The sequence below is a fragment of the Pontibacter sp. E15-1 genome (assembly GCF_022601975.1).
Classification (GTDB): Bacteria; Bacteroidota; Bacteroidia; order Cytophagales; family Hymenobacteraceae; genus Pontibacter.
Genome location: NZ_JAKVIR010000036.1, coordinates 1 through 18,159 on the forward strand (window position 1 = coordinate 1; position 18,159 = coordinate 18,159).

At 51.3% G+C, this 18,159-nt stretch carries 19 protein-coding genes; 10 read left to right on the forward strand and 9 right to left on the reverse strand.

Annotation, left to right across the window (positions count from 1 at the left end; genetic code table 11):
* Window positions 1-441: 441 nt before the first annotated feature.
* The 3 genes from MKJ04_RS20375 to MKJ04_RS20385 all read right to left on the reverse strand — a co-directional run bounded on the left by MKJ04_RS20375 (window position 442) and on the right by MKJ04_RS20385 (window position 3,184).
* Window positions 442-1,005 (reverse strand): DUF4256 domain-containing protein, encoded by a 564-nt coding sequence (locus tag MKJ04_RS20375; protein ID WP_241643695.1) that lies wholly within the window; start codon window positions 1,003-1,005, stop codon window positions 442-444.
* 513 nt (window positions 1,006-1,518) lie between these two features.
* Window positions 1,519-2,091, reverse strand: coding sequence for a hypothetical protein (locus MKJ04_RS20380; RefSeq protein WP_241643697.1), 573 nt, complete (start codon window positions 2,089-2,091; stop codon window positions 1,519-1,521).
* 412 nt (window positions 2,092-2,503) lie between these two features.
* A complete protein-coding gene (locus MKJ04_RS20385; protein WP_241643699.1) occupies window positions 2,504-3,184 on the reverse strand; it encodes a hypothetical protein in 681 nt (226 codons plus the stop codon).
* A gap of 583 nt (window positions 3,185-3,767) precedes the next feature.
* Between MKJ04_RS20385 and MKJ04_RS20390 the strand changes: the two genes are divergently transcribed.
* Together MKJ04_RS20390 and MKJ04_RS20395 are read left to right on the forward strand one after the other, a co-directional pair.
* Window positions 3,768-4,181 carry a hypothetical protein gene (locus MKJ04_RS20390; RefSeq protein ID WP_241643701.1) on the forward strand — a complete coding sequence of 138 codons (414 nt, stop codon included), beginning with the start codon at window positions 3,768-3,770 and terminating at the stop codon, window positions 4,179-4,181.
* On the forward strand, window positions 4,178-4,378 hold the full coding sequence (locus MKJ04_RS20395; RefSeq protein ID WP_241643703.1) for a helix-turn-helix transcriptional regulator: 201 nt from the start codon (window positions 4,178-4,180) through the stop codon (window positions 4,376-4,378). The genes MKJ04_RS20390 and MKJ04_RS20395 overlap by 4 nt, the downstream gene beginning before the upstream one ends.
* Window positions 4,379-4,630: 252 nt before the next feature.
* Here the strand turns inward: MKJ04_RS20395 and MKJ04_RS20400 are convergent, their stop codons facing one another.
* A complete protein-coding gene (locus tag MKJ04_RS20400; protein ID WP_241643705.1) occupies window positions 4,631-5,110 on the reverse strand; it encodes an RES family NAD+ phosphorylase in 480 nt (159 codons plus the stop codon).
* Window positions 5,110-5,622, reverse strand: a complete 513-nt coding sequence (locus tag MKJ04_RS20405; RefSeq protein ID WP_241643707.1) for an antitoxin Xre/MbcA/ParS toxin-binding domain-containing protein — start codon at window positions 5,620-5,622, stop codon at window positions 5,110-5,112. The genes MKJ04_RS20400 and MKJ04_RS20405 overlap by 1 nt, the downstream gene beginning before the upstream one ends.
* A gap of 297 nt (window positions 5,623-5,919) precedes the next feature.
* Between MKJ04_RS20405 and MKJ04_RS20410 the strand changes: the two genes are divergently transcribed.
* The 3 genes from MKJ04_RS20410 to MKJ04_RS20420 all read left to right on the forward strand — a co-directional run bounded on the left by MKJ04_RS20410 (window position 5,920) and on the right by MKJ04_RS20420 (window position 9,322).
* Window positions 5,920-7,023, forward strand: coding sequence for a sensor histidine kinase (locus MKJ04_RS20410; RefSeq protein WP_241643709.1), 1,104 nt, complete (start codon window positions 5,920-5,922; stop codon window positions 7,021-7,023).
* A 239-nt stretch (window positions 7,024-7,262) separates the two neighbouring features.
* Window positions 7,263-8,018: a LytR/AlgR family response regulator transcription factor gene (locus MKJ04_RS20415; protein WP_241643711.1), complete on the forward strand. Its 756-nt coding sequence runs from the start codon at window positions 7,263-7,265 to the stop codon at window positions 8,016-8,018.
* 248 nt (window positions 8,019-8,266) lie between these two features.
* A complete protein-coding gene (locus MKJ04_RS20420) occupies window positions 8,267-9,322 on the forward strand; it encodes a hypothetical protein (protein WP_241643713.1) in 1,056 nt (351 codons plus the stop codon).
* A gap of 31 nt (window positions 9,323-9,353) precedes the next feature.
* Here the strand turns inward: MKJ04_RS20420 and MKJ04_RS20425 are convergent, their stop codons facing one another.
* Window positions 9,354-9,731, reverse strand: coding sequence for a cupin domain-containing protein (locus MKJ04_RS20425; RefSeq protein ID WP_241643715.1), 378 nt, complete (start codon window positions 9,729-9,731; stop codon window positions 9,354-9,356).
* Between the two features lie 111 nt (window positions 9,732-9,842).
* Between MKJ04_RS20425 and MKJ04_RS20430 the strand changes: the two genes are divergently transcribed.
* Together MKJ04_RS20430 and MKJ04_RS20435 are read left to right on the forward strand one after the other, a co-directional pair.
* Window positions 9,843-10,190: a hypothetical protein gene (locus tag MKJ04_RS20430; RefSeq protein WP_241643717.1), complete on the forward strand. Its 348-nt coding sequence runs from the start codon at window positions 9,843-9,845 to the stop codon at window positions 10,188-10,190.
* Between the two features lie 188 nt (window positions 10,191-10,378).
* Complete coding sequence (locus MKJ04_RS20435) at window positions 10,379-10,915, forward strand: ferritin (protein ID WP_241643719.1); 537 nt, start codon at window positions 10,379-10,381, stop codon at window positions 10,913-10,915.
* A 62-nt stretch (window positions 10,916-10,977) separates the two neighbouring features.
* Here MKJ04_RS20435 and MKJ04_RS20440 read toward each other — a convergent pair whose 3' ends face one another.
* A complete protein-coding gene (locus MKJ04_RS20440) occupies window positions 10,978-11,265 on the reverse strand; it encodes a (2Fe-2S) ferredoxin domain-containing protein (protein ID WP_241643721.1) in 288 nt (95 codons plus the stop codon).
* Between the two features lie 339 nt (window positions 11,266-11,604).
* On the reverse strand, window positions 11,605-12,468 hold the full coding sequence (locus tag MKJ04_RS20445) for a zinc-dependent peptidase (protein ID WP_241643723.1): 864 nt from the start codon (window positions 12,466-12,468) through the stop codon (window positions 11,605-11,607).
* Between the two features lie 159 nt (window positions 12,469-12,627).
* On the opposite strand from MKJ04_RS20445, the gene MKJ04_RS20450 reads away from it, so the two are divergent.
* Window positions 12,628-13,314 (forward strand): TIGR04283 family arsenosugar biosynthesis glycosyltransferase, encoded by a 687-nt coding sequence (locus tag MKJ04_RS20450; RefSeq protein WP_241643725.1) that lies wholly within the window; start codon window positions 12,628-12,630, stop codon window positions 13,312-13,314.
* Window positions 13,315-13,485: 171 nt separating this feature from the next.
* A complete protein-coding gene (locus MKJ04_RS20455) occupies window positions 13,486-15,558 on the forward strand; it encodes a M13 family metallopeptidase (protein ID WP_241643727.1) in 2,073 nt (690 codons plus the stop codon).
* Window positions 15,559-15,746: 188 nt separating this feature from the next.
* On the opposite strand, the gene MKJ04_RS20460 is transcribed toward MKJ04_RS20455, so the two are convergent.
* Window positions 15,747-16,520, reverse strand: coding sequence for a peptidylprolyl isomerase (locus MKJ04_RS20460; RefSeq protein ID WP_241643729.1), 774 nt, complete (start codon window positions 16,518-16,520; stop codon window positions 15,747-15,749).
* A gap of 415 nt (window positions 16,521-16,935) precedes the next feature.
* On the opposite strand from MKJ04_RS20460, the gene MKJ04_RS20465 reads away from it, so the two are divergent.
* Window positions 16,936-18,156 carry a S8 family peptidase gene (locus MKJ04_RS20465; RefSeq protein ID WP_241643731.1) on the forward strand — a complete coding sequence of 407 codons (1,221 nt, stop codon included), beginning with the start codon at window positions 16,936-16,938 and terminating at the stop codon, window positions 18,154-18,156.
* Window positions 18,157-18,159: the final 3 nt, after the last annotated feature.

Sequence of the window (18,159 nt, forward strand, 5' to 3'; positions counted from 1 at the left end):
CTTGTATAAGCGATGGATAATGTAAACTTGCCATGCCCCTAAAACAAAGCATGCGTAAGAATCATTCGATAATGGTACTACTGAACGCTGCGGCATACCCAAGCTTTTCTTGCAAACCAGCTAGAATAAAGTAAGCTGTTGGTAAAGTTGATTGGGCAGCAATTGGAGAGGGGACTAGGTTTGGGGTATGGCTGAATGTAATAAGTTCTGTATAAAAATACCCCGGTACGCAAAATCCGTTCGATCATGGTTAGCCCGAAAATTCTATCAGAGAGCCGCACTTTAGTTATACCGAAAATTGTCCGATGAAACACTTCGCACCGCCCCACGCAAAGTCGCTGTTGGCAGCTGGACTTAGGTTTGTATTCGTTATACCACCCAACTAACTCGTTCGGCAAGATAATCCGTTTTCAAATTCAAGCTTAGCTGTCTGAGCAATAGTTATACCCTGAGCGATCCACGGAACGCCCTGGCAGCATAGTATGAGGGTGCACTGTTGTGATACACGAAGACATTGCCGTAACGGAAATCAGCAAAGAGAGCTCCGCCGAGGTTTCTGATCTCAGCAGGTGTATTTATCCAGCTGGATGTTTTCGTATCGAACTTTCCAAGTTTCTGCAACTCGCGATATTCTTCTTCGGCTAAAAGTTCAATGCCCATGGCAGCAGCCATATCAACCGCGTTATTGGCTGGTTTATGCTCTTTTCTTGATTCCTGCCCTTCGCGGTCGTAACAGACACTTCTGCGGCCTTTGGGACTTTCCGCTGAACAATCATAAAAAATGTACTCGCCCGTTTTTTTATCGTGACCTACAACATCTGGTTCGCCGCCAGTCCTTTCCATTTCATTAAGCGACCACAGTTTTTCAGTAGTAGCTTCCAGCTTTGCCTGTACTTTAGTCCATTCGATACCTTGATGGCGGTTCATGTTTTTCTCAAATCGGGCTTTTAATGCGCTGCGTAGTGCTTCACGTTCTTCTGGTGACAACTCCTTATTGTTTTCCATTGTCCTAATGTCTTGCGAATGGTTATGTGTTCTACGATTAAAAACTTTGACAGAAAAAACAGAAATACAAGAACCCCAATCTTTCCAAGCAAGATGAAGAGCAAAAAGGTGAAATTGCCCATCCGCTTATTCTCCCCATTGAACGTAGCGAGTTCAGGATCTATTAAATTTAGAGTCGGCATAGTTATAAAGAGCAAGCCGAAAATCAACATCCCGTATTTTAATCCTACAAAAGCATATTTGTCACTTTCCATTTTATGTTTTAATGCATCATAGCCTACCACTAAACAAAGTATGTTCCGTTTAGCCACCCAAATTGAGTGGCCAAATGAAACTCTTCAACGAATATAACCTATATACTTCAGAATATATAGGTATGATCTAGAAAGTAAATTTGGATTATGCCGTGTGTGCTTACGCTTTCATAGCTGGGCGAGAAGCATTGGAATATAGCTTCTCTTCAGGTCTGTCTCCTGAAGAGAAGTATTTGGCAGTTGGTGATAGGTGAATACGCTACCGCTTCACATCAGCCACTTTGGGTTGCTGGCAATGAAACTCAGCGGCGATGATGTGGTTGCCGTTTCCGTCTGGTGTTCGGATCACTTTTTTAAACGAGCCATCGTCGAAGAAGAAATACTGCCAAAGCACCTGTCTGGCTGCCTGTTTTCTGCCCCTTGCCGGCTCAAACAGGATCATGCTGAAATTGGGGTTCCAGTGACCGAACAGGATTTGGGTTGTGTTTCCTTTCCTGTCGAGCTGCATATACTCGAAGCGCTTGTTTTGCGCGGAATAGCGCAGAATTCCTTCCATCTTCTCCACAGATCCGTCGGGCTGCCGTACCGACAACTGTTCGCGTACACCGCCTTCGTCAACCCTGCTGAAACTGGCCTTGCCTTTCACTGAGGCGAATTTATGCTGCCACGGCTGCCAGGTAAGGGCATCAATTTGCCAGGCGCCAAGGGTATGATGCAGCAGGGCATTGGCCTCGTCTGCGGTGAGACTGCCTCTGGTTTGGGCGTTTGCTACGGGGGCTATTCCTATCAGCAGCGCAGCCGCTAGCAGGAAAACACTGAATAATTTTTTCATGGTTTGTTGGGGTTAGGGTTCAAGATTAATTTTCAAGGGTCACTTGCAAGTGCTTTATGTATTGTAAGTTTATGGGGTTTTAAGGAGAAAGTTTTGGCTTTTATACTAGCGTCCCATAGGAATAGCCGTAGGCAGGAATTGTTTGTACGAACGCAATCGTACTGGCAAGATTCATCGACGAATCTGATGGGGCTATGCTTTTTCGGGCACAGCATATAAAACACGCTGGTGAGGAAGGGATAACAGTATGATGGCTAGGGCTACTGCCTATTTAGGTGAACATGCATAAGCTGCTCTCAAAGCTGGGCTAACGCAGGATGGCGACCAACACAGGCTTCGTTGTTGTCGCACAGCGCTGCTGGAAGAAGCGGTGTATGCAGTTTATTTTGAGGAGCTTGCCTATACCCGCTTTTTAGTGTGGCTCTTTTGCTAAACGGTATAGCGCGACCAGATGGGCAAACAGCACAAGGGGCACCACCACAGTAGGCAGCAGGTGGTATGGGAAATACAGCACAGCCACGTTTGGCTGCTCCAGAGACAGTGCCTGAAACGGGGATGGGATAGCAAAGATCGCCGTAACGACAACGTTGAGCAGCAACAGCAAACAGATAACATTCCACCAGAAGAAAAGCTTTGTATTGGTATGATGGGGCTTAAAAGCAATATAAGCGACCAATGCGGCTGTGAGGCCCGAGAAGATGTCGAAGTTGGTGCCCTCAAAAGTCATGTAAACAGAGACCACCCCCTGGTGGAAAAGCAGCACCAGCACGATTTCTACCGGTATCCGGATCGAGTGGAAATAAGTGAGTGTTTTCAGGTTGACGCCGCCGATGAATGCCCTGCAGCCTGGACTAAGAAACGTGATGAGCATGGCCAGGAGGGTAGGGAGCACCCCAAAAAGCATGATTTTCGGAGGCATTGCCTCCACGTCCTGGTATACACCGGCAATTCCCAGCGTAGCCTGCAGCCCCGTCCACGCTATAACCAAAAGCAGGAACACGCGCGATCCGGAGGCATAAGAAATCCAGATAAGCGTCACAACCACCGTCAGTAAAAATAGCAGGGAGATATACAGTGGCAGTTCTTCAATCATTCTGAGGTTTTTACGGTTTGCAAACCGCGTGCTGCAGCAAACACGGAAGGTCTCTATCCTAAAGTAGTCAAAATAAACCAGGAAGTGAGCTGTGCGTCAATAGTTTATCTTAGACAATCCCAATATAAGCAGGGTATGGAGAGCATACAGTAATCAGATAGGGTTAACGAAGACGGCTGTTTCTAACTTCTATTTAGAGTCAGATAGCTTATACCCTAAAAAAAGCTCATACCATGCTGGATGTGATGCAACATAAAGCAACCCATACCTCCGGTATAGCCTCATACGCTGTGCCGTTTAGTTTTTAGGCGGTGAAATTGGGGCCAGAGGAGGGGTAAAACTCGATAGCAAAATAAGTCGTGAGTTGAGTTGCATAGTGTAATAGCCGACACGAAGGCAATCAGACCAGTACGATACCTTGGTGTTTTACCTGTCATGATGTGCCTATATATGGTATAGCGACAAATTAATTTTCTTACAAGTGAAGTTTTGATGTCTTTTTGTAAAATATACTTGACATTAAGTATTATTTGTATATCTTTGTGTAAATAAAACTTTACATTTAATCAAATCTGTTTTACTTATGAAAAATCGAAACGAAGAATGGGCTGTGTCTGGCAGGAAAAACACAACGCGGCTGGCCATCTGGACGGTCGCCTGGACGGGCTCTATGGCGCTGGCGGCCTTTGGGCCTAAATTTATCTGGTCAGAAAATGTAATGCTCACGGTTCTGGCCATCCTGCTCAACGCCGGGCTTGGCATCGGGATGATTCTGGCCAACATCAGGCACATGAAAGGGCTCGACGAACTACAGCAGAAGATACAGTTGGAGGCCATGGGAATTGCACTGGGGGTTGGCATTGTGGGCGGGCTCAGTTACTCGCTGCTCGACACCACCAATGTGATATCCGGTGATGCCGAAATCTCTGTACTTGTGATCTTAATCAGTCTTACCTACCTGGGTGGCATCATCATGGGACAAATCCGGTACAAATGAAGAATCGACTAAAGGTACTCCGGGCCGAACGGGATTTAACGCAGGCACAGCTCTCCGAGGCGTTGGCTGTGTCGCGGCAAACGGTAAACGCAATCGAGAAAGGCAAATTTGACCCCAGTTTGCCTCTCGCGTTCAAGATTTCACGCTTGTTTGAACTGCCGATCGAGGAAATTTTTCAGGATGAGGAGGCAGTGTGAGGGTATGCTGGTGTGTTGAGGCGCGTTTTATATTTGTTTCATGAGCGCATCAGCATCAGACTGGAAGAAGTTTTGAGACCAGCCTCGCATCAAGCTTCTTCCAGCACTTCAATTTAAAAAACGCCTCCTTTAAATTAGTTATACATGCTTTGAGGTATAAGGTATTTGCCATGGAGGCAAGGCCTTCTGTAATCGAAAGCCTGCGGCTATTTTATACCTAAATATTTAGCATTTGTCTTCCAGCCACCAGGGTTATTTTTTCCTGGTCATGCTTAATCTATTATCGAACGTTAATCGTGCTTTTGAGATCACGGAAATTTTACTTGCATCAGGATGATGCGGATTGATTAAGTAGTTGAATTCAGCAGGGACAATACTGCTAGGCACCTTCAGGACAGCCGCGCTGCTGCTGGTTACAAAGTCATCCCCTATATATTGTGTTTCAAGAGATGGCGGCTTTGCATCCCAGTTTTCTGGTAAGTCTTTGGTTCTTAGTTCTAAGGTCTGAACTTCATCCGGGATGTCTATTTCAACATAATATCGATCGGTGGGTAAATCTTCGCTGAGGTCTAAATGAACAGACACCTCTAAAGTTGCCAGTGCTCTGGATTCTGAGGTATAAACTAAATAGGTGTTGAGACTATTCCAGCGATATCCCTCCGTTAATGCTGCTCCAATTCCTTTTAAAGTCGTGGCAAGGTGTTTTTCTCTCTCAATCCGGTATACCCTCATTACGCCATATTTCCATATTCAAGTCTGTTCAGACTGTTTCTGACCTCCTGAATTCCGGTCAACGAATCGAACAGACTTTCTGGCGTAGCGCCCCCCAGCGAAATATTTGGCTTCTTTAGCCATCGTTGAAATTTTTCCTTTTCATCATTGAAAACTTCCAGGCCAAAATCCAGCAACTCTGTAAGCACCAATACTACTTCACTGTCCCTGCCGCTGAGTAAATCGTTGTCTCTCTTTTTCTTATTGTATGTAGTTTGGGGCACTCCCAATAAATGCAGGACTTGTTTTACAGGTAAATTTGTCCTTCTGCTTATGACTTCAATAGATTCATAAGGCAGTCCTTTTCTGATAATAGTCACTCGATCCATCTTTGTAGCCCAAACATACTTACCTCCGGTAAGGGCAATACTCCAACTGGGGCTTTTTGCCTTACTGCTGCTGGCTCGCTTGATACTTTCCTTTGGATCAAAGGCTTTGGGGCTAGACGGGGTATTTTCTTTCTTTGGGTACATGGCAACATATTTACTGTGAATGTACAGTAGATTTACTACAAAAACGAAGTTTTAGTTCAATAAATGTCCACAGGCATACAGTAGTAAACATATCCTTAGCGTACCAAATGGTGCAGAGCATACGCAATGAGCTGCCTTACCCAAAGCTCTCCATCTCAAGTTGCTTTCCGTTAAATCATTTTTCAGCCATCGCTGTTAGGCAGGTATAATTTACCGCTCGGGGCAGGCGTGTTGCGCCCCGTCTAAAAGTTGGCCGGGCCCCGAGGAGGCTTGCCCAAGAAAGCATAGCTTTGTAATATGGAAGTTAAGTTGAATCAGGCAGAGACCTTTGCGCCCGATAGCGCCTGGGGCCTGCCCGAGGTGCGGAACGTTACCCAGAACCGGTTGCTATTGCACCTGCTCTTCTGGACGGTGTATGTCACTTTTTTTGGCTTGCTATATGGCAGCTACATCGACGACTACTACATCGCGTTTATAGTGGAGCTGGTGGAACTGCCGTTTAAAATGGCGCTGGTATACTTTAACATGTACTACCTGATGCCGCGCTACCTGCTGGAAAAGCGCTATCTCGAGTTTTTCGTGTACCTGCTCCTGCTCATGGGGGCCATCGGGGCGCTGATGCAGTTCGTGCTGGTGCCCTTTTTGATTCACCCGTTCTTCTGCCCCAGCACCTGTACCGATGACAACCTGACCTTCTACCGCTTCACCAGAAATATTGTTAACATTAGCTATGTGGTGGCCATTACGGCGGTGATTGCCCTGCTCAAGAACTGGTATAGCCACCAGCAGGCCGCCCGCAACCTGACCCAGGACAAGCTGGAGGCAGAACTGAAAGTGCTGAAAGCACAGATCCACCCGCACTTCCTTTTCAACACGCTCAACAGCCTGTACTCCCTCACGCTCAAAAAATCGGATAATGCGCCCGAGGTGGTTCTCAAGCTCTCGAGCCTGATGGATTATATGCTTTATGATGCCAACGCCACCATGGTGCCGCTCGAAAAAGAGCTGGCTTATATCCAGAACTACATTGCCCTGGAGCGCATGCGCTACGGCGACCGCGTGGATGTACGTTTCACGGAGAGCGGGGGTATGGCGGGCAAGCAGATCGCCCCGATGATGCTGCTGCCCTTTGTGGAGAACGCGTTTAAGCACGGCGTGAGCACCGAGACAGAGAATGCCTGGGTGCGCATTGACGTGAAAGTGACCGATGAGAAACTTACCCTGTTGGTGGAAAACTGCAAGTGCGGCAGCCGCGCCAGCAAAAGTCCCCGCGACATGGCATCCGGCATCGGCCTCAAAAACCTGCAGCGCCGCCTCGAGCTGCTCTACGAAGACCGCTACGAACTGGAAATAGAAGACGAACCCGATAGCTACGCCGCGAAGCTGGAGATTTGGTTCTGATGGAGACGTTAGATACTGGACGTTAGACGTTAGACTTTCGGCAATTTTGAACTTTCGACTTTCGGCAGAAACCTGCCACAGGAATACGGTTCAGGTTTCTTATTGCTGCGCTGGCTCTTGGGAAGGATCAAAGATATGTTTATACCCCCTAAACGCTACTGAAGTCATCGGTACGTAAGACACACATATAGCACTGCCGGTATCTACTGGCCGGAGACGAACACCTAACATAGCAAAAGATGAAATTACGCTGTATGATCGTGGATGATGAGCCGCTGGCGCTGGATGTGCTGGAGACTTTCATCGCGCGCCTGGACAATCTGGAACTGGTATGCCGCTGCCACAATGCGGTGGAGGCGTATAACTGCCTGCAAAGCGAGCAGATAGACGTCATGTTCCTGGATATCCAGATGCCCAGGCTCACGGGCATCGACTTCCTGAAGTCGTTGGCGCACCCGCCCAAGGTGATTTTTACCACCGCTTACCGCGATTATGCGGTGGAGGGCTTTGAGCTGAACGTGGTGGATTACCTGCTCAAGCCCATTGCCTTCGAGCGTTTCCTGAAAGCGGTTTCGAAAGTGGCGGCACCTGAGCAACCGGCCCCCGTGGCCTCGTCGGCTACGCCACAAGCCGCCCAACCTGTCTCCAAGGCGAGCCCAGACTACAAAGAGGCCTTCATCTACCTGAAATCTGATAAGAAAATGGTGAAGGTGCTGCTGGCTGATATTCTTTACATCGAGAGCCTGAAAGACTATATCCGGGTAAAGACGGAGACAAAGGAGATTATCTCATACCAGAAAATCAGTTTCCTGGAAGAAAAGCTCCCGGCGGGCAAGTTCCTGCGCATTCACCGTTCCTACATCGTGGCCCTCGACAAGATCCAGGCCTTCTCGGCCAGCGCTGTAGACATCGGCCAGGCCGAAATCCCGATCGGACGCTTCTACAAAACAGAGGTGTTGCAGGTCCTCAACCTCAACAACCTGCTCGAAACCTAGCCTTTTTAAATTATGAATTATGAATTAAAAATTAGAGATTGAGTGTATATGTATAGAAGTGGGGAAACTGTATACTTCCATCACACTACCACTCGACCAATTTAATTATCAGAATTAGCGTTTAGTTTTATATGTATAGAAACGGCTATTGTGCCTTATTTCTAATTCTTAATTTCTAATTTTTAATTTGGCGAAGCACTACATTTCTAATTCGTAATTATTAACTCGTAATTCGTAATTCCCAAAAGGTGTATATCTCTAAAAAGAAGCTTTTTTATACCATCTCGGGGCGTTTGCGGAAGTACCTGCACCACTACGACCGCGAAACGAAGCTGGCCCTGCGGTATGAGGACCTGCTGCATTACTCCGACGCCTATCCCTACTTCGACAAAAAGGGCAAAGACACGCTGTGGGAATCCGTGATTTACGACCAGCATGCGCAGGAGGAACTTAAGACGGGGCTGGCCCAGATCTACGCGCTCCTCAAAACAGACGGCGACATGTCGGTGATGGAGCATGTGTTCGTGTCGCGGATCGACTACTGCACTTTTGGCAACTCCAGCCCCTTCCGGATACAGGTGGTGAATGAGCTAAACGATAACTACGATTATTTCTATGTGAAGCGGGCAGACGCATCCAGGGTGTATGGCCTGGAGCTGGAGCACATCCTCTCGCCGAGCCGCATCAATTACCTCGTGGACGGCGACACGCTGATAGAGGAGCATATTGCCGGCATACCCGGCGACGTGTTCATCAAAGAGTACCTGGAGCGGCCCAGCTCCAACAAAGTGCGGATCGCGAAGGAGTTTGTGAAGTTTAACGAGCGCTGCTTTATGCGCCTGCTCGGCGATATGCGCTCCTATAACTATGTGATCGACGTTACCCCCGATTTTGAGGACGAGCAGTACCGCGTGCGCCCCATCGACTTCGACCAGCAGTCGTATGAAGGCCGGAAGCGGATGTATCTGCCGCAGTTTTTCAAGGAAAACAACCAGATGGTGGAGCTGGTGCAGCAGCTGCTAAAGCCCGAAACCATCAAGCAGTACCAGAACGAGGAGCGCACCCTCATGTTCCGCCGCCTGCGCGCGGCCCGCTACCGCCTGAAAGATCTGGTGGACTGCATGCGGCAGGACACGGTATCCACGCCCGAGAAAATCGAGGAGCTTCGGCTTGAGCTTGCCGCACACCATCGCTCCGAGGAGTTTATGGCCTGCCGCAACATGGGCGACCTGGTGCGCCTGCACCTGAAAACCGTGATTACGCGGGCTCCGGGAGAGGGTAAGCTGAGGTTAGGACATGTATAAATTCTCTTTCAAAAGCCTAATTTATACATACCTATAGCCGTTCCAGTGTGGTGCGGGTGCGTTCACTGTTCTGCAGGTTGCCGGTGTTTACGGTAGAGGCGGGCTCAAACATCAGCACTTCGGCTTCCTCGTTGGCCACCGGGCGGTGCTCCACGCCGCGCGGCACGATCAGAAACTCGCCCGGCTGCAGCGTCACTACTTTGTCGCGGAGGTGCATCTCAAACTTCCCCTTTATCACCATAAAAAACTCATCTTCGTGCTCGTGGTGGTGCCACTCAAAAGGGCCCCTAAACTTTGCCAGTTTTACCTGCTGGCCATTCAGCTCCCCGGCAACGCGCGGGTTCCAATGGTCGTGTATCTGATCGAATTTTTCGGCAAGCACTACTTTATCAATCGGTTGCTTCTCCATATGTCGGCAGTTTTATTTTGAAAATCTTGTTGTTTTTATTTGGACTCGTTCTAAATAGGGGTTAGCTTTGTATATATAACCACCGCTGCTACAGCGAAGTTAGGAGAGAAGATGACAACAGCCACTACCTTAGCCGAGATTTTTGTGTCCGATGCCGGAGCCGTGTACCAGTGCGACAGACGCAACCGTGTATTGATAGACTTTGCCGGACAACTGACCGTGCTGCGCGTAGACGCCTTCCTGCGCCTGAAGCGGGCAGTAGACCAAGTAGACCTCGAGGAGATGGCCCTGAGCACCTCCCGCGCCGATGTGGAGCTGATTGCGGTGTGCGGGTGCGAGCGCTGCTATGTGCTCACGCTGCCTGAGTTGTATGCTTTTAGAGAACTGTTGGCCGGGGCGAAGTTTTGCATGTCGCTCAACAGCGTGCTGCACGAGTGCCTCAGCGCCACTTTCGCCTGATTTTCCTTTGATATCCCGATTTTCTGCTTTTTTACAGGCACAGCCATACCGCTGTGCCTTTTTAATTTAGACTGTTTCCATATTTCGGACTGGCCTATACATGTTATGGTATAAACTCGTAAATTAAGGTAGAAATAAAGATTCGCGCTGTTTAGTGTGCGTTAACTGATAACAAGTAGAACAACCTTATGAAGGATTTACTGAGATTGAGAACATCCCTCACCGAGGAGATAGAGCGGGTGTTGAACGAGCAGATAAAGATGGAGGCGGAGGCGTCGGCAATGTATCTGGCCATGTCAAGCTGGTGCGACCGCAACGGCTTTGACTTTAGCGCGGGGTACTTTAAAAAGCAGTCGGACGAGGAGCGGGAGCACATGTTGCGGCTCTTTAAGTATGTGTCAGACATGGGCGGCCGCGCGGTTTCCCCCAATATCGCAAACATACAGGTAGAGTATGATTCGTTTAAAAGTATATTTGAATTAGCCCTGCAGCAGGAAATTGCCGTCACCCAGTCGTTTAACCGTATGGCCGACAAATGCCAGAAGGAAAAAGACTACGTGACTTTCTCGTTCCTGCAGTGGTTCCTGAAAGAGCAGATAGAGGAAGAGTATGTGGCCCGCCGCGCGCTGGAGCTGTTTGAGGTGATAGGCGAGGATGGCACCGGCCATTATGAGATTGACAAACGCGTACCGAAGATTACCTACGAAAACACTTACGAAGCTTAGTAAAAGGATAGTATAGGCAAGAGGCAAAACGCCTTTGGGTAAAACCAAAGGCGTTTTTGTGTTTATCCGGGGCTGTTCCCAGTATCAAGGATATTCTTCTGGAAGGCTTCCCTGGTCATGTGCTCCGTGGTCTGCGCGTACCAGGCGTTGTTGGGTTGCATGCACACCACCGGTGCAAAGTCGCAGCGGTCGGTGCACTCTGTTTTCACGATTTCCACTTCTTTTTTCAGCCCCATCTCTTTAATCATACCCCTGAAAAGCTTCGCGAGGTCTTTGCCGCCTTTCTTTTTGCACTTGCTGCCAGTGCATACATAGATTACTTTGTCAGGGGTATCAAAACTTTTGCTCATATCGGTTTTTACGGTATATGTATAGCTAAAGCGTATTTTGATGAAAATAGTTTAGCGCAATGGGCAATCCCAATCCCGAAAATGCGAATGGGGGAGCCATACCTATACAAAATCTTGAGCACAGCGCTGTGGGTGTTTGTTCAAGCCTTCTCCTGCCGCACGGACAGGAATCGGCTTCCGGCTTTCCCGTCATCTGCCTGCCCGGCATGATTTTTTAGATTTTGAGCACAGGGTAAACTATAAGTATTCCTTTTGAGCAGGTATAAAAATACAGAAAGCTCCGGTTGTTTTCAGCCGGAGTTTTTTTGCTCAACTCCATTTATACATAGCCAACCATTTTCACACCTGATACACCTGCCGCGCCGGGTCCTGCTGCAGCAAGGTGGCCAATGCCTGATACAGGTCCGGGTGGTGCTGGCTGAAGTGGTGTGGGCGCTCAAAAAAAGACTCCGTGCTGACGGCGAAAAACTCGTGCTCGTCGTGGCAGGCCTGCAGACGCAGGAAGCCTTCCGGCTTTTGCTGGCGCAACTGCATCTCGTGTGCCGCCAGCTCGTTCCATTGCTGCAGGTGCGCGCTGTCCAGAAAGCCGTATTCATTGTTTTGGATGATGTTCTCGAAGTGAAGCGCGTGGGCCATCTCGTGGAGCCCGAGGTTGAAGCCGTCCGTGCCGTTGCGGTAGCCTGACTCAAAATCCTTCCACGACAGCACAATGTAGCCCCGCATGTTCACCTCGCCGCAGTGGTAGCGTTTGGAGATGGTAGAGTAATAGCGGTCGGGGTATACCAGGATCTTGCTGAAATGCGACAAAAAAACCGGTGCCAGCCCGAACGTCAGCTGCACAGCGGCGGCGGCGATGCTTACCTCCATGGCTAACGTTACTTTGAAATGCCGACCCCGCGAGATAAACGTTTTCCGGAGCACGAAATCAGCCACGCGCCGCTCAAACCTGCGCCGCAGGTGAGGCGGCAGCGCGGCATAATACGCAGGTTGCTGCCGCTGCAGCATTTTTATATAAGGGCGAAAGCGCAGGAGCTTTACGCCATACTGGATCAGTTGCATGAGCATGAAAACCAGCAGCACCATCAGGAGCGCCTGCACGTGCGTTAGCTCTGCCAGCTCCAGCGAGCCGAGACCTGCGCTGTAGCGGATGCAAAAGGGTGGGAGTCGCCATCCAGCATCAGAAAGAAAAGAGAAGTTGGCCAAGGGGTATAAATTATGCTTCCTAAATATAGGCTTTTTTAGATTATGGACGTATGCTTAGCCATCTTGCATTGTTTATTATCTTTATAGGTAGCGTCTGTTTGATATTCGTCTTTTGAAAGCGAAATTCACGCAGGCGCTCGCCATACCTAACCCCAGAGCGTGAAGCTGAGCATCATCATACCCACTTACAACGAGGAAGCTGTTATCGGGCAGCTGCTGGGTTTTCTCCGTCAGCATGTCAGCGCGGGCACGGAGATCATCGTGGCCGATGGCGGAAGCACCGACGCCACCCGGCATATAGCCGAGGCGCAGGGCGCATGCGTGCTCCACTGCAAACGCAAGGGCCGCGGGCCCCAGATGAACGAGGGGGCAGCCGCCAGCACAGGGGAGGTGCTCTATTTTCTGCACGCCGACACGTTTCCGCCCCACGGCTTGGAGGCGCAGCTAAAGCAGGCCATTGCACAAGGGGTGGGCAGTGGCTGCTACCGCCTCCACTTCGATGACCAGCACTGGTTCCTGCGCCTGAATGCCTGGTTCACCCGCTTCGATCTTAACGCCATCCGGTTCGGCGACCAGAGCCTGTTTGTGCGTCGCGACGTGTTCTGGGCAATAGGAGGGTTTAACGAGCGGCTGCTGCTGTTGGAAGACCAGGAAGTGATTGGGCGGCTCCAGGAAAAGGCCCCTTTTGTGGTGCTGCCCCAGCAGGTGGTTACCTCTGCCCGAAAATATAGGGAGCTAGGGGTATACCGGCTGCAGGCGGGTTACTTCCTGATCTACGGTTTATACCGGCTGGGTGTGCCGCAGGGGAGGTTGGTTCGGATATACAAGTGGCTGCTGCGGGTATAGCTGGCTGCTTACGCTTTTTCTGGGCCTTCGCCGACAGGATAGCTACCGGGGGTATGGAATGGGATGCTCACGTGGCTGCTATTGGCGTAACCCTGGGGCATGGATGCAGTATTCCTCTTTAAATCCTGTCAGAAATATACTACCTTGAGCTCAGCAAAAACCAACAGACATATGAATAAAACATACCTACTCTCTTTCCCGGCACTTGTTGCCGGCTTGCTTTCAGGGGGATGCACCTCCTCGGCCACCACGGAAAGCGTGGCTGGAGAAACCGTGGAAATGGAAATAGGCCGGGGCCTGGAACTGGCGAACATGGATACCACCGCGGATCCCTGCGCAGACTTTTACCAGTACGCAAACGGCGGCTGGGTAAAGAACAACCCCATTCCGGCCTCCGAGAGCCGTTGGGGGTCTTTCAACGAGTTGGCAGAGCGGAACAACGCGGTGCTGCGGGAACTCCTGCTGGAGGCCGCCTCCAACACCACTGCCCCTAGAGGAGCCCCGGCACAACTCATCGGTGACTTCTATGCCATGGGAATGGACTCCGTGGCGGCCAACAAGGCCGGTATCGCGCCGATAAAGCCTGAACTGGACAGAATAGCCGCCGTGAAATCGACGGATGACCTCATAAAGGTGGTAGCCGATGCGAAAACCAAAGGCATCAGCGGCTTTTTCAGCCTGTATGTGGGCCAGGACGACAAGGTGAGCACGCAGTATGCGCTGCAGGCGGGCCAGGGCGGCCTGAGCCTGCCCGACCGCGACTATTACCTAAAGGACGACGAACGCTCCAAGACCATCCGCACCGCCTACGCAACCCACCTCCAGAACATGTTTCAGCTGCTGGGCGATGATGTGACTGTGGCACAGAAGAAAGCGGAGACGGTGATGCGCATCGAAACCAGGTTGGCCCAGGCCTCCAAGGCCCGCGTAGACCTGCGCGACCCCTACGCCAACTACAACAAGATGACGCTGCAGGAGTTTGCCAAGCAAAACCCCAATCTGAAAGTAAGCCAGCTCCTGACAGGTATGGGCGCGCAGGCGGCCAAAGAGGTGATCGTGGGGCAGCCAGCCTTTTTCAAAGAGCTCGACGGCATGTTCAAGAGCATCCCGCTCCAGGACTGGAAAACATACACGCAGTGGCACCTGGCCCGCACGGCAGCACCCTACCTGAGCGACGATTTCGTGCAGGAGAACTTCAACTTCTACGGAAAGGCCCTGAGCGGCGCGAAAGAGATACAGCCGCGCTGGAAGCGTGCCCTGCGCGCCACAGACAGTGCCCTGGGTGAGGCCCTGGGACAGCTGTATGTAGAGAAGACCTTCTCGCCGGAAGCAAAGCAGAAAGCCCTGGACATGGTGAACAACCTGCAGGAGGCTTTCCGGGAGCACGTGCGCGACCTCGACTGGATGAGTGAGGAGACGAAAGCCCAGGCCCTGCAGAAGCTGAGTGCCTTCGCCGTGAAGATCGGATACCCGGACAAGTGGAAAGACTACCAGGGCCTGGAGATTAGCCGCGACTCGTATTTCACCAACGTGATGCGCGCCAGCCAGTTCGCCTTCCGCGACAACATCGGCAAGATTGGCAAGCCCGTAGACCGCACCGAGTGGTTCATGTCTACGCCTACGGTAAACGCCTACTACAACCCAAGCATGAATGAGATCGTGTTTCCGGCGGGCATCATGCAGCCTCCGTTCTTCGACCCGGAAGCGGATGACGCGGTGAACTACGGCGGTATGGGAGCCGTGATTGGGCACGAGCTGACGCATGGTTTCGACGACCAGGGCGCGAAGTACGACTACGAGGGCAACCTGAAAGACTGGTGGTCGGCCTCAGACTTGGAGCAGTTTAACGCCCGCGCCGATGCGGTGGCCAACCAGTATGACCAGTACACCGTGCTGGATAACCTGCACGTAAACGGAAAACTGACGCTGGGCGAGAACATCGCCGACATCGGGGGACTCAATATCGCCTATACCGCCCTGCAGAAAGCGTTGGAGAAGAAGAACCCCGGCAAGATTAACGGGCTTACCCCCGAACAGCGGTTCTTCCTGGCCTGGGCCCAGATCTGGCGCGTGAACATGCGCGATGAGGCGCAGAACCAGCAGATTATGACAGACCCGCACTCGCCAGGCCGCTTCCGTACCAACGGACCGGTGTCTAACATGCCGCAGTTCTACGAGGCTTTCGGCTGTGAGCAGAATGACCCGATGGTGAAAGGCGACGACAAGCGCATCAAAATCTGGTAAACCGGACCTTGGTTATACATGTCACCTATACATAGAAAGGGGCCGCAGACGATTCTGCGGCCCCTTTCTATGTATAGGTAGTATACATGCTCGACGGCTTTAAATAAAAGACCGACCAAATCCCCCTTATATAAACCTGATGGCTAGAATCTTTGTGACCTGTTTGTGGGCACAAAATCAGCAGCGGGCTATTCCTTCACCACCTTTACCACGTGCGGCACCACGCGCCTGGGCCAGTTGGTGCCATCCACCGGTTCCTGCTCAATCTGCGCTACCACGTCCATCCCCTCTACCAACTCTCCAAAAACGGTATACTCTGTGTCGAGGCCGGGCGCACCGCCAACGGCCAGGTACGTCTGGATCTGCTCCGGTGTATACTGCATGTTGTGCTGCGCCTCATACGCCCGCAGCTCATCCAATCCCACGGGCTTCCCGGTGACGATGTAAAAGTTATGCGACGAAGACTCTTTCTCGGGGTTGCGCTCATCGCCGTACCGGGCCATGGCCAATGCCCCGCGCTTGTGGATATGCCCCGGGTTAAACTCCTGCGGAATCTTGTACGACCCCTGCCGCATCTTCCGTTCATCCGAATCGCCGCCCTGCACGGCAAAGTCCTTCACGACACGGTAAAACTCCCCTTCATTGTAAAAGCCAGCCTTAGTGAGGCGTATAAAATTGGCGCGGTGCAGCGGCGTGTCGTGGTATAGCCGCAGCTTGATGGTGCCGTGCCGGGTCATGATGGTGACCAGGCTGTCGGGGTGCTTTTGCCCGTAGGCGCGCAGCACCTCAACGGCGTTCTCGGAGGTGAGCGGGCGCAGTTTGCGCTCGTCCTCGTCTGCCACGTTTTCAGTTGCGTCTGTGCCGTTGTCGGAAGCGGTCGGGTTACAGGATGCCGCCGTGGCAAGGCAAGCCGCCACCAGCACCGTGCGCAACCCTACAGCAAGAAATTGTTTTTTTATCATCTATAAACTGTTTTGCTGAATCCATAAATATACTAAAATCTGAAATAACACCATGTTGCCGGATTTCAATACCATATAGGATATATGAAATTTGATTATTCTAATATTAGGTTCAATGGCCGACGGCCAGGAAAATTGCCAGTTAGGTTGCCACCTGCATATCGGATTGTATCGCTGCCGGGGCGTTTGGCAGGGTGCCTGCAGCGTTGTATCGGGCAGTGGCAACTGGTGCGGACCCGGGTGCGGGAAGCGCATGGAATGGAGGGGGAGAAACTTCGCACATTCAGGTTCTGGAAAAAAAACAGAAATAAAATGTGGCACCATATGTTGGATATCTAAATGGAAGTGGATACTTTAGGGTCAACGTCATTACAAGTTCACATTTTTATTCACTTTTCTAACCCCTAATACAAGTATGAAAAACAGTGTACATTTCAGAGGCGTACTGCGCTCTCTCGTGTTCGGTGCGGCAGTAGCCACAGCAGCCTGCACCTTCTCTGCCTGCGATCAGGAAACCAAAGATGCGATGGAGCCCGCAGCCATCACACAGGCCGACAGCCAGAACGGCGCAATCATCAGTGGACAGTATATAGTTGTATTTAAACAAGACGGTAATCTCCGTACAGACGCCAGCGTTACGTATGCGCAGCGTGTGGAAGCCGTTCGTAAGATGGGCGATAACATCCTGACAGAGAACGGTATCAAGGCGTACAAGATTGAGCATGCCTACGGGCAGACAGTGACCGGTATGACAGTGAAAATGTCTGCCACGGAAGCAGCCCAGCTGCGCAAGGATATGCGCGTGTCCTACATTGAGCCAGACCGTATGGTGATATTGGCCAAGCCGGGTTCAGGCGGAACCGGAACAGCGGGCCAGGAAGTGCCTTATGGCATTAGCCGCGTGGGCTATGCCAGCGGCGCGGGCAAAACAGCTTGGGTGATCGACACGGGCATCGACCTGGACCACCCAGACCTGAACGTTGACGTGAGCCGCAGCGTGACCATGTTCACTTCGGGCAGAGATGCCAGCTCAGCGGACGACGGCAACGGGCACGGTTCTCACGTGGCGGGTACCATCGCCGCCAAAAACAACAGCACAGGCGTGATAGGCGTAGCCTACGATGCCACCGTGGTAGCCGTAAAAGTGCTTGACTCGCGCGGTAGCGGGGCCTATTCCGGTGTAATTGCCGGCGTGGACTATGTGGCCGCAAACGGAAAGGCCGGTGATGTGGCCAACATGAGCCTGGGCGGACCTGTTTCGCAGGCATTGGACGACGCGATTGTGGCAGCTGCCAGCAAGGGAATCAAGTTTGCCCTGGCCGCCGGAAACGAAAGCGCGGACGCGAATAATTCTTCGCCTGCGCGTGTAAACCACGCGAACGTATACACCGTGTCTGCGATGGACAACGGCGATAAGTATGCGTACTTCTCCAACTACGGCAATCCGCCGATTGACTACTGCGCACCTGGCGTGAATATCAAGTCTACCTGGAAGGGCGGAGCGTACAATACCATCAGCGGAACTTCCATGGCTTCGCCGCACGTGGCTGGCCTGCTGTTGCTGGGTAACATTGTAACAGATGGCTATGTGACCAACGACCCGGATGGCAAAGCCGACCCGATCGCACACCATTAAACC